The 11903-nt window shown below is 34.0% G+C and carries 11 protein-coding genes; all 11 read right to left on the bottom strand.

All coding sequences use genetic code 11. From position 1 onward, the window contains the following. Positions 1 to 71 precede the first annotated feature (71 nt). The 11 genes from ACOQO1_RS11435 to ACOQO1_RS11385 all read right to left on the bottom strand — a co-directional run bounded on the left by ACOQO1_RS11435 (position 72) and on the right by ACOQO1_RS11385 (position 11901). The gene (locus tag ACOQO1_RS11435; protein ID WP_420603008.1) at positions 72 to 575 is read right to left on the bottom strand and encodes a hypothetical protein; all 504 of its coding nucleotides are present in this window, start codon (positions 573 to 575) and stop codon (positions 72 to 74) included. Positions 576 to 596: 21 nt separating this feature from the next. Then, entirely contained in the window at positions 597 to 878 is a 282-nt protein-coding gene (locus ACOQO1_RS11430; RefSeq protein WP_420603007.1) for a hypothetical protein, read from the bottom strand. A gap of 16 nt (positions 879 to 894) precedes the next feature. Beyond that, positions 895 to 1446 (bottom strand): hypothetical protein, encoded by a 552-nt coding sequence (locus tag ACOQO1_RS11425; protein WP_420603006.1) that lies wholly within the window; start codon positions 1444 to 1446, stop codon positions 895 to 897. 84 nt (positions 1447 to 1530) lie between these two features. After that, positions 1531 to 3555 (bottom strand): DUF3857 domain-containing protein, encoded by a 2025-nt coding sequence (locus ACOQO1_RS11420; protein WP_420603005.1) that lies wholly within the window; start codon positions 3553 to 3555, stop codon positions 1531 to 1533. After that, positions 3524 to 5353 carry a transglutaminase-like domain-containing protein gene (locus tag ACOQO1_RS11415; RefSeq protein ID WP_420603004.1) on the bottom strand — a complete coding sequence of 610 codons (1830 nt, stop codon included), beginning with the start codon at positions 5351 to 5353 and terminating at the stop codon, positions 3524 to 3526. The genes ACOQO1_RS11420 and ACOQO1_RS11415 overlap by 32 nt, the downstream gene beginning before the upstream one ends. A 369-nt stretch (positions 5354 to 5722) precedes the next feature. Continuing rightward, on the bottom strand, positions 5723 to 6916 hold the full coding sequence (locus ACOQO1_RS11410; RefSeq protein WP_420603003.1) for a hypothetical protein: 1194 nt from the start codon (positions 6914 to 6916) through the stop codon (positions 5723 to 5725). An 83-nt stretch (positions 6917 to 6999) separates the two neighbouring features. Then, entirely contained in the window at positions 7000 to 7803 is an 804-nt protein-coding gene (locus tag ACOQO1_RS11405) for a CPBP family intramembrane glutamic endopeptidase (RefSeq protein ID WP_420603002.1), read from the bottom strand. Positions 7804 to 7885: 82 nt separating this feature from the next. Next, entirely contained in the window at positions 7886 to 9097 is a 1212-nt protein-coding gene (locus ACOQO1_RS11400; protein ID WP_420603001.1) for a serine hydrolase domain-containing protein, read from the bottom strand. Between the two features lie 409 nt (positions 9098 to 9506). Next, the gene (locus tag ACOQO1_RS11395) at positions 9507 to 10472 is read right to left on the bottom strand and encodes a helix-turn-helix domain-containing protein (protein ID WP_420603000.1); all 966 of its coding nucleotides are present in this window, start codon (positions 10470 to 10472) and stop codon (positions 9507 to 9509) included. A 98-nt stretch (positions 10473 to 10570) separates the two neighbouring features. Next, the gene (locus ACOQO1_RS11390; RefSeq protein ID WP_420602999.1) at positions 10571 to 11182 is read right to left on the bottom strand and encodes a recombinase family protein; all 612 of its coding nucleotides are present in this window, start codon (positions 11180 to 11182) and stop codon (positions 10571 to 10573) included. A 224-nt stretch (positions 11183 to 11406) separates the two neighbouring features. Then, a complete protein-coding gene (locus ACOQO1_RS11385; RefSeq protein ID WP_420602998.1) occupies positions 11407 to 11901 on the bottom strand; it encodes an enoyl-CoA hydratase in 495 nt (164 codons plus the stop codon). Positions 11902 to 11903: the final 2 nt, after the last annotated feature.

Raw genomic sequence — 11903 nt, 5'->3', positions numbered from 1 at the left:
GGCAATCTTTTTATCAGACTTCAACCCTTTTATTTGCCGAGAACATTTCTATCTAATTTAAATAGTAATTCCTATAAATCTTCATTGGGTTCCTGACTCAACTTCTTATAACGGATACTATCAAGTGCTTTTAAAAAATCATCCGTGAAAAAATTCCATAAACCTTTTAAAGCATGGTCTCTCTGACGAGATTTGTAAAAATGGTAATAAGCTAACTGTTTTGCATTTTTTTCAATTAATACAGAATCTTTCAATTCATTTATCATTTCTTCAAAAAACTCTTTTTCCTGATTCCTTCTGTTGATAATGATCTCACTCCTATCGCGCTCTAAATCAGATATTCTCTGCTCTAAAAGGGCAATGGTCTCATTCTTTGTGGCTAATTGCTCATCCTTTAAGTTCTTCTGTACCAATTGCAATCTTAACACAAGAATTAAGATTAAGGGTATTCCAACAAAGTGGATTATACCCTTTATGAATGAAAAAGCTCTTATAAAGGATTCAATTGTGAGATAATCTTTTTTATGTTTTGGTTCTTCAACCAATTGTTGTTGATCCGGTTCCGTTTTTTCCATTCTTATCCTTATATTTGAACTTTAGTATTCTGCTTCCCGAATTTCTATCTCAGTAATACTTCCTGCGATAACTTTATTTACATCCCTTAGTGGAAGTTGAAACCAAAATTCTTTTCCATTTTCTTTATAAAAACTGAAAGTAAACTCATTTTCCGTTTTATCAAATCCTCCGCAGTAATTATCTGTTTGGAACTGATCAGAACTTTCAATTGACGCCCAAGAGTTTAGATCATGATCTTCGTTTAAAATCTGTTGGCAAATTGAAATAAATTCTTCATCTATTCTTAGCTTCGCACTCATCATTTATTTGAACTTTAATTTAACTCCTTTTTTTTAAAAATTCCTGCTTTCTCATGACAACTAGCTTATTTTCCAAGTCCAAACTTTGCAAAAAATCCAATTGTCTTTCGAATAAAAATCCGTTGGCAACAAAATCCATTTCATAATTCCTGGTATTCAGACTTAACTCCATCTGTTCGATGGAATATTGATGTCTTCTCAATCCGAAATATCTGGCTTTCAGAATCGAAACCCCCAATTTCATTAAAATCCACATTGGGTAAAGCGGAGTTGGGTTAATTTCTTCTTTTCCACGAACGATTTTTAATTCAAGAATATCATTGTATGGTAAAGGAATCAAAGTCCGTTTGTTCGAAAAATTAGTGTACAATAAAAGTCCATTCCTCCTTTTTTCAAAGTTACATTTAGAATCTAGTTGAAGCTTTTCACTCGATCCCGTTTTATCGACAAACCTTTTTAGAAAAAGTCCCGGCCCTCCACTTGTTCTTGGTTTTAACCATTCCACTTGAACAGGTTTACCAATAAGCTGATTTATTTTTTGACTGTCTATATGTTTTTCAGAAAATATCATTTATCTTGTTTCGATCCAGCTTGTTTTATGTCTATCACATCTTTTACTTAGCAAAGGAATTACTTAAAACTGTTGTTGAGGGTGTTAATTTTTAATCTTTATCAGTATCCGTCTGTTCTTTATTTCCTGAAGTAATTGGTTTATTTTCTTCAAGTGTCCGTATTCATCTTTAGGAATCATTTCCTTATTGATCTTATAATTGGATTGAAGCGTAACCTCATTTCCTCCCACTAATTTTAATTTAAATAGATACTCCCCATAATCATTTTTAAAATCAACATCATACCCATCAATATCCAGAATTTCCACATCACCCGGAAACTTAAATATTGCCATCAAATAATCCGAATAACCATAATCCAGATAATAATTTAGGTCGGCCGTTTCCTGATCACTTTCAATTTGATTGTGTTGAATCAGTTTGTCGAGTGAAACACTGACCATTTGGCTATTTAAAAAGGACATGGCGCCGTTCAAAGTGCCTTCCGCATTCATTGTATAGCTAAAAGGTTTGACGTCCTTAAACTTTGCTCCGGTAATTGTGTCGATTTCTATCAGGTCTTCGTCTCCCTCAAATTCATCCAATGCTTCATAAAAATCACTGGCTTCTTCGTCTTGTGCCAGTAACTCAAAAAAACTTTTCAACTCGGTATACAGTCCCCCTGAAACAGAAAATCGATATTTAACTGGAGTCACCTTTTTTTCTAGGTCGACGTTGCTGTAAAAAACCTGTTTCACATAATTGTGATGCGAGCTGGGCCCCGGTAACTTGACCATGTTCACGGTAACTGAATCGGCCTCGGCCAGTTCAAGGTCATATCCAATAAATTTGTCCTTTTTTCTGATTTTCTTTGTCAGATAGGGTTGAGCTATAACGGCATCTGTATTGTAAATTGAGGTGGGAATTTCGTTAATCTGGTATTTGTAAAGGGCCTCGTGGGGATAAAGTAGGTTCATTACGCCCTTTTCATCATTATAGGCAAAAAATATGTGATCGTACTCCCCTTTTCTAATATAATAAGGATCAATTTTTCCGCCACGTTTGCTTCGGGCAAATACGGCCCAATATTTAATCTCCAAGTCCTCTAATAATCTCCTATATAGTCTACGGATACTAAGTGGGTTAAAGCGTTTTTCCTTAAGGAAATAGCCACTGGGTTTCAATAATTCACCTTTTTTAGGCGGTTCCATTTTAATATTGTTCAGGACATCTTGGTGCAAAAGCTTGAATTTGTAATATTTACTGCTATCCTTCGCTTCACCGATCACGTTCCTTTTCCATCTGCCGTAATACGATGAGTTTTTATTATCTAGGGAAATAGGTTGGGTAATGAAATTGAATTCCTGATTGTACACATCCTTCCATTTTCTAAGTTCGCTATCGCGTTTTTCCATGGAGTAATACATGTATGGCAATTCACAAGGTGTACAGGTATTCTCGTTTTCCTCAAGACCCTTAATTTTCTCCATTTTAAATACACAGTAGATCAATGTGTCGTTTGATATTATTTGAGGTTCGGGAAACCCATTGTATGTTTTATACCTAACAAGGAGTTCCGGATCGGACTTTATAGAATATTCACTATTCAGGCTTGGAACATTTGCATATAGATTCACAAAATCTATCATTTCATGCATCTTGGTGTATTTAGTATATGTATAGGAGGTTTCAATTGTGTCCCCAGGTTCAACCCCGGGAATGGGATAATTTATCGGTCCTAATTTCTTTTCGTTGGACTTTAGTTGGAAAACTTTACTGGAATCTAATTCTATAACAGTTCCATCTGCTTTTAAGGTCTTAACCTCAATCTCGTATATGTTATTGCTCATATACTCCGTCAAGTTTAAGTAAGCAAACTTTTCAACCCCGGCCCTACTATTTACAATCAGTTTATTGTTTACCGAAACGAATCTTCTATAACTGCCCCAGTTTTTGGAATAGGTGACGTCGATGTATGAATATTTTAAATAAGCATCCGATTTTTTGCAATGCTCAAGAAAGTTAGATTTGGGGATGCTGTCATTAGCTAAAAGGCCGATTGGCAATGCAATTAAAATGTATAAAACAATATATGTTTCAACCTTTTTTCTTAAGAATAATGGGGTCATTTACAATTTTTTTAAAGGAGGTTAAAATCTCGTTTATGGCTTTGGAATTTTCTTTGTCAACTGAATTGTGGTCACAAATAAAGTCATAGTCAATGACAACGGTAGAATAGTTGGGGGAGGATATTTTCAATGTCAGAGAAACGCCTTCGTTGGTAAAATTATGTTCAATTGGCTTGAAAACCTGAAAACCTGCTTTCATTTCAATCTTCAAACGCACTTTCTTGCTTAAATTACTTCCCAAATGTGTTCCTTCCAGTAGTTCACCCCGTTCTTGTGTTTCCAACGGCTGTGGCAAAAAATCAAGAAACAGAATTCGACTGTCCGCATCATTGAATATTTTTCCATTTATGGACAATTTCCCATTTGCTTCGACTAGTTTGGGTTGAGGGGTCACAGTAAAATCTCCAATTGGATGATTTCCAAAAACCAATTTGAAGTGTTTTTTTATAGAAGCGTTGGTTTTTTCCTGGTCCAAGTGTTCAAATTCACGGCGTAAAAAATTACCTGAAATCCCATTGTATTTTACTTCAAACCCACCTCGCATCAACATCTTATCAGAATCTTCCTTTAAGTTTATTTTATAATCAATCAAGTTCTGACTAGGAGTAAAGCTTTGCGCTTTGTGCCACTCTCCACCATTGGAATTGACAACTAATATGGAACGGTCTTGTATACTTTGAACTGGTGTATTCGGAGAATGAATAGGGTCAGTGGGATCCAAAATTATGGGACTATCATTTAAATAGGCTAAGCATACCACGTGATTTGCAGCGCTCAATGAAGGAAAATCACAATCGCTAATGTGATCATAGGTGGCCGCAAGTGCAATATGACTTTCTATTCCTTTATAATTTAAAGCTTCCGAAAGAAAATTTGATAGGTCTTTGCAATCCCCTTCTTTATTTGAAAAGACCTCATTGGCATGGGTTGGAATAAATGCTCCCATACCTATTTCAATGGCCACGTATTTAAAATTGTTCTTCACATAACTGTAAAGAATATCAATTATCTCCATGGGTTCAGATTTTCCCTTAGTTAGCTCATTGATTTTTTGGAGCACCTTGGGGTTCAGCCCTCTTTTAGTTTCTACTTTTTGTAGATACCAATCATTCATATATTTCATCTCATCGCCTTGGTAGGATGAGGGCACCACAATGGTTCTCATTAAAGGCGCCTTTTTGTTTCTATATATTCCAAAGAGAGCCAAGAGATCTGGTTCTGTCTTTTCCGGTACAACTTCAATATTCCATTTGGTCATAGTTGCGGAACTTATGGAGTCAACACTCAAATACTTAAGTGAATCTTTATAAATTGTATTATGGGCGAACTGGAATGTATTGGGAACAGTTATGTTGTATTTTAAAGTATCTATTTTATTATTTGAAAAAAATCGCAAATCCGCAAAGTACATTAGCTCCTTACAGTCAACGGTATAAGAGACCCTAGCTTCGGCACCCGGAGGTATAAAAACGGATTTTACTTTTTTACTTGCGATGTATTCAAGTTCTACATCGTCTTCTACAACAACCTTGTCCTTTAAGGGTTTAAAACGACTCCCTTTTTTAGTATATACTTGGATATTTGATATTTTCTCAAGCTCACTATCATAAAAAATTGGATATAGAAGAACTTGATCACTCTTCTTAAATGTTACATTCACATGCTTTACAAAAGAAGTATCCTTTTTTATTATAATATCTTCTGTCTTGTTCTCAATGGAAATATCTTGGCAGTATACTTCGATTGAGGTAACAAATAAAAAAAGTATAAAAAACGATTTAGTAAAAAAGCTTTTCAAAAACTTGGCTAATCAGTGGGTTAACAATTTGAAGAATGTTGAATGAACAAAGTACAATTTTTTAATTTATAAGGAAATACTTTGTCGATGAATAGGACGGGAAATAGCATGTTTGTATGGTTTATTTGAACTTCCTTAATATCCTTTGCAGAAAAAATAGAATTACCGCGATAGAAAAAAATAGAATTTCAGTATGATAGATGTCTTCCAACCTTATTGTTTTACCATAATTATTTAATATGTAATTTAGGAAGATAATAATCCTGCCGTTACAAAAGAGTCTAAGAAATATGATGCTATGCTTGCAGAATAGCACAAGAACATCGCTTGTTTATCTACTTGGTTTTTTAAATAATTATATTGTTGCAACTAACTACAGATGTTTATTTTTCGGAATTTCTTGTCGTGATTTTTTAAAAGTATAAATGATTCCATATTTTCTTCGCAGAAAATTTTTCCTTCAATGTCTTTAAATACTTTGCCTATTTCTACACCATCAGTATCATAAATATATTCAATTTGGGAGTACCCAACAGCTGGTCTCACCATTGGGTCTCCTTCTGTATCTATATAATATGTGAGTATTCTATATCGACCTTTTGAATCCCAAACAAACTTTTGCCCACTGTATTTTCTAGCCGATACTATTTTTTTGTCATTAATGCCAATAAAATTATAACTCAGTCGATTACCATAATTGTTATACTTCCTAACGAACCCCATGTGCCCCCATTTAGATTTAATTCTATTACCTTTCGTGTCAAAGAATCTAGTTCTAATTAAATAGCCATTGGAGTCATAATCATGGCGTGTTTCACTTGCACCTGAGCCAGTATTACTTGTTTTTTGATTAGTTTTTGTATTAATTGCTACCCACTTTGTAATTTCATTACTTTCGATTCTAAATTGAATCATAACTGAATCGTCTTTAGCGTTCCAGTTTTCATCTGTTTCTATGATCGACATGAGATTATCATCCTTATCAAATTCCAGAAGAACCCATTCATAGGGAAACCAACTATTAATAGGCTGAATTGTCCCGTCATTGTTGTATCTAACCTCACCTATTTTATCCTTAAAATACTTCCAGTTATAGTTGTGGATTCCATTTAATTCTGTTGCATTTCCATCCTTATCAAAGTAAGCCAGATGAATAACCCTCCCTTTACCATCTAATTTGTATTTAGAGATGGCTGGTTTATCTTTATAAGGTCTTAGTAGGTGGTCAAAATGCCTAACAATAATTTCATTTTCTCTGTATTCGAATTCATTTATTGATGCAAAAACAAAAGTGCTCGAGGTGTAATTTTCGTAAAAAGGTTTTGGTTCTCCATCTAATTGATAAATAATACTTTTTAACTTGTTATTTTCTGTTTTAAAACTATATATAGCAATAGAATCGTTTGCATCAGAAATTTTCAAAGCACCTTTCATAGCATGCAGAGGCGAATGCGTAAATGGCATTGTTCTGTAATTTTCTTGTGCATTAACCTTATCATACTTGAAAATAAACAATATGAAGATCAGACTTAAGATGGTTAAGGGTAGTTGTTTTTTAATCATATTAACATTATTAATTTTACCATTTCGATTCTTTTAATCATTGATTTAGCATAATAGGACTTGCTAACTCGAATTTTACAAGCTCACATACTTTCATCCGCCTTATACTGATGTATTTTGGTATTTCTTCTTGAGAGTACAATAGTCAAAATGATTATTAATAAAACTTGAATTGAAAGCAGTTTCAAATCTTTAAAAACATCTGCCCCAAGAAAGCCATGTGTGAAATTCATTCCTCCATGAAGTAAAATGGCCAAGAGAACACTTCCATTGGTTTTATTGTATAACCAAGAGAATACCAATCCCATTGAAGTCATCAAAGGAATGTAAAACCAAATGGGCATTGAGCCTACCGCTTTAGGTAAAAAAATGAATAGGGGCAAATGCCATATGCTCCATATAAATCCAATTATGAGACCAGAGACATTGGGACTGTATTTGTTCTGTAGTAATTCTTGAGCGTAACCTCTCCATCCCAGTTCCTCAGCAATTGGACCACCTAGCAAGGTATTGATCAAATAGAAAACAGGAAGTAACAACAGTGCTAAACCAAAATCCCCATTATCCATTCCCATTCCTTCTAAAACCACTGTAATATCAAGTAAATTACCTCCTAGAATAACATAAACATTGACAGAAACCAATCCTATGATTAGAAGTCCAAAAATTGCGAATAGGTAATATTTAACATTCACTTTCCAGATGAGTAATTTTTTAAGCAGCTTCTTTAGCCCAACCTTCCCTGAATTTACCAATGTTAACAGGATTGCTGCAATGGTTGGTCCCCAAGCACCGGGAAGCACCCAGAATTCATTTATCTCTTCCGAGATATACAAAGGGCTCCAAAGAATCCATGAAATTAAAATTGTAAGGCCAAAAATACCCATAGATATTTACCAAGACATTATCTTTTACTTTATTCATCCCAAATCTTTACTTATTGTCAACTTTTATCTATTTCCGATAGGTTTACTTAAATGCTTTTAAAAGGTAGTCTTCGAGTAAGGATGTGACTTGATACATGGTTTGAGAACCGTAATTTTCTCCGGTAAAAGAAATTACAGCATTTAAACTTGGAAATACATAAATGAATTGACCACCATTACCAGCCGCAAAAAAGGTGTCCATAGATTGTCCATTTACTATAAATTCTTTCATCCACCATTGATAACCATATCCATCTGTAAACCCTAAATCTAAATGGACAGCACTGGTTATAGATTTTTCAATCCAATCGGATGATATTATTTGTTTTCCATTCCATCTACCTTCATCTAAATAGAGCTGGCCAAGTTTGGTCATATCTCTTCCGGAAATAAATAAGCAACATCCCGTCATTGCCCTATTAGCTGGACTAAAAAGCCAGTATGCTGTACCAAATTGCAAAGGACCAAAAAGGTATTCTTGCGCAAAGTCTGGAATACTTTTATTGGATTTACTACTAATAGCGGCTCCTAGGGCATGAGAAGCCATGGTAGAATAAACAAAAGTATTACCAGGTTCCGACGACATAGGTAAGTCTAACAGGCCTTTTACAAAATCCGAGTGATTACGGTATATGAAAAAAAGGGTATTTTGATCACTTTCTATCGGATAGTCCCATTCGTTATATTGCCAACCATGTTGCATGGTTAAGACATTTTCTAAGGTGATATCATTTTTACTATCACTCCAGTTTTCAAAACTACTGTATCCAGGGAATAAGGTGTAAAAACCTATCTCAATTGAATTTATATAGCCCTTGTCAATTGCAATGCCCATAAGTGCTGAAGTAAAACTTTTTGTAGCTGATTGCATTGTATGGATGTTCAAGTTCGTGTTGCGTACTGCAGCATCATTATTATCCAAAGTTGTTCGAAATAGTTCATCAACGATTAACTTACCATCACGAGCTATTAAAACGGAAGAAATTTTCACGAAGTTGCCATCAACGATTTTTGAGATAGCTTCCTCTAACAAAATCTTATCGATGCCAACATCTTCAACACTTGCAATTGACCAACCATCTTGTTTTTCTTCAGGAATAGAATAGTTATACGAAGAGTTTTCTGAATTAGATGGTTGATTATCAATGGACGATTGTGGGTTATCATCTTTATTGCATCCAATAGACGTCAAGATTAAACCTAACATGGTTAATATGCTTGTTACTCTTAAAAAATTACTGACTTTAATACTCATGTTCTTTTTACAGTGCATGGATTAGTTCTATTCAATTGTAACTGCCTCGATTTCTTCACAAAACCAAGGAGTAAACTGTTTTTTTTGCACTCAATGTCATTAAACCTATTTCCTCATTAATTGTACCTCTTGGAGTGTTTTTCTAATACTTCTTGGTAGCAAGGTTTCGGATTAATCTAAGGCTAAACCATCAGGAGCATTAAGAGTGGCAATTGTTACAACTTATACACTTGATGGTTAAATTGGTATAGAAGTATCAATTAATGGTGTTAACGTAAATAATTAGTTTAATTTGAATTTCATGGCAGCTAACTTAATTTTTGAAGTTCAAAAAAAACCAATAAAATGGCAGTAATGGTTTTGAAATGTAATTCAGAACCAAAAAATGCATTAAGCATTCATGAAATGGTTAGCTGTGCCTTAATCGATATTCAGAAGGTGTTTGGCCTTCTTTCTTTTTAAAAGAATTATTGAAAGCAGATTTAGAATTAAAACCAACCTCAAAATAAATCTCCTTTATACTTAATGAAGTCTCTTTAAGAAAAATTTTTGCCTCCTCAATTCTAAAATCATTGATCCACACATTTAAATTTTTACCGAAAGCTGAATTGATAATTTTTGAAATTAAGTTAGTGTTTAGTCCAGTAGCATTAGAAATAATGTGACGATTAAGTTTAGGGTCCTTATAGGCCTTTTTTGTTTTGACAAATTCCAAGATTAGATTTAGTTCTTGGATATTAATACCAGCTTTAGATGAATTTAAAATTCGAATTTGTACTCCAGAGAATAATTGAGGATTTGTAACGATTTGCTTAATGGTCATTAACATAAAAAGACAACAAGAAACGTTTTGCAACATGGTAAACAAATAAGCAGTTTCAACTGCTGAAACCCTATTGAAATTTATCCATAATGATTCCATAATTTGTAACAACACCAGTACTCCAAAACCAACACCTAAACATACAGACCATGAATTATTTTTATCAAATTCTTTTTTATTGTTTTTAATTACTGAAAGACTAAATAAAAAATATACAATTAATATACTGGTGTAATAAAGACTATATGCCCATTGAGGAAAAATATAATCTGTATTTAGATTCATATACCATATAAAAAGCAATATCAGTTCATAGAAAAAAATATGGTAACCTACACCTTTTGTTTTTAATCCGTAAAGATTCATTGTATAGGAATATAAAGAAGGACCATATATTATGACCATAGAAACTGTAATTATCGAAAATGTGTAAACTGAAATTAAACTTTTGATTAGCAATTGCTCAGCCAAAAGATGTATGAGTAAGGCGTTAAGTAGAAGTATTAAAGATTTATTTTTCTCTGTTCTTTTTGCTGGAAGTGAAAAAAGCATGAAAAGTAAAATTAAATCAATAGAAATTGTAAAGACGTTTATTATGTTAGACCACATTATAAATTTTGTTTTTCTTTTAATGCATTACTATACATTTTTTAAATCTTAGTATAGGGTCTCAGTTTTTTTGAAAGCCCCCTATGTCTTAAATATTTATAATAGGTTGCCCTAGAAATATCCAAACGCTCACATATCTCTGAAACACTTAACTTTCCCTCTTTAAAATACTCCTCACAAAGTACAGCTTTTTGTTGGTTTTTCTTACTAATTCCTTTTGGTGCCCCGAGAACTTTTCCTCTACGCCTTGCTGACTCCAATCCAGCTTTAGTTCGCTCGATAATAATGTCCCTTTCCAATTGTGCCAAAGCTGCAAATATGTTAATGATGAACTCGGAATGCGATGATTTTTCTGTTGTATCAATGAAAGGTTCCGTAATGCTCTTGAATCTCACACCTCTTTCTTCAAACTCGGCCATGAGCTTGGTGAAGTGTATCAAACTCCTGGCTAATCTGTCCAGTTTCCAAACAACAATCGTGTCACCTTCCCGGACATAGTTCAATAACTTTTTCAGGTTTTTTCGGTCTTCTTTGGTGCTTGATACCTTATCTGTATAAATGTTCTTTTGGGGAATCCCCTCTTTGAGGAGTGCATCCAGTTGCAGGTCCAAATTCTGCTCTTGGGTGCTTACCCTGGCATATCCGAAAATCATATAGGTTAAGTTTAAATAAAGGTAAGAATGTAGACTATTTATTTAGTACGGACAAATAGACTTTAAGGGAATAGCGAACTCGTTATTTGGGGATAGTTCAATAAAACGGTTGTTTTAGTAAACTTAGAATGTTTTATAAGCTAGAAACATCGGAAACAATCATAAAGTATACGAAAGTGCAACACACTTTCATACCCAATCCAAACCTCTGAAAAAACTTGTAATTATTCCAATCCACTTTTTTCTTTACCAAGTCTAGGGCGAAAAGAACCCAGCACCAATTCGGACAATAATGGAACGATATTCAACTGTCCAATGAACTGTTCAGTATGCTCCCTGTCAATAAACTCTTGACTCAATTTTCCGCTAGGCAAGGATTCCTTGGCCAACGCCACAAGCTCTGGCATCATGGGTACCAAAAAGAAAAAGGCATTTATGGTCAAGAATGCAACGGCAACGAATTTCAGCTTCAGCCAAATGGGTTTCTTCTTAAATGAAAGGTAAAGTACTATATCAGAAAGTACTTTCAGGGCAAGTCCCGGCAATATCAAGAAATATGCGCTCTTTTCCTTATAGACATAGACGTTATATACAGTAATAGCATCTGCATCACTAAAAATGATACCGATAACAATATGGGATAGGATACCACCAACGTACATGATGGTACCTATCTCCTGTATAAAGTCAAGGGTTTTATGTAGTTTCCCTTTATTCAAAA

Origin of the sequence: Flagellimonas sp. (assembly GCF_965222555.1) — a bacterium.
In the GTDB taxonomy this organism is placed as follows: Bacteria; Bacteroidota; Bacteroidia; order Flavobacteriales; family Flavobacteriaceae; genus Flagellimonas.
This window is presented reverse-complemented; position numbering and strand designations above follow the sequence as displayed.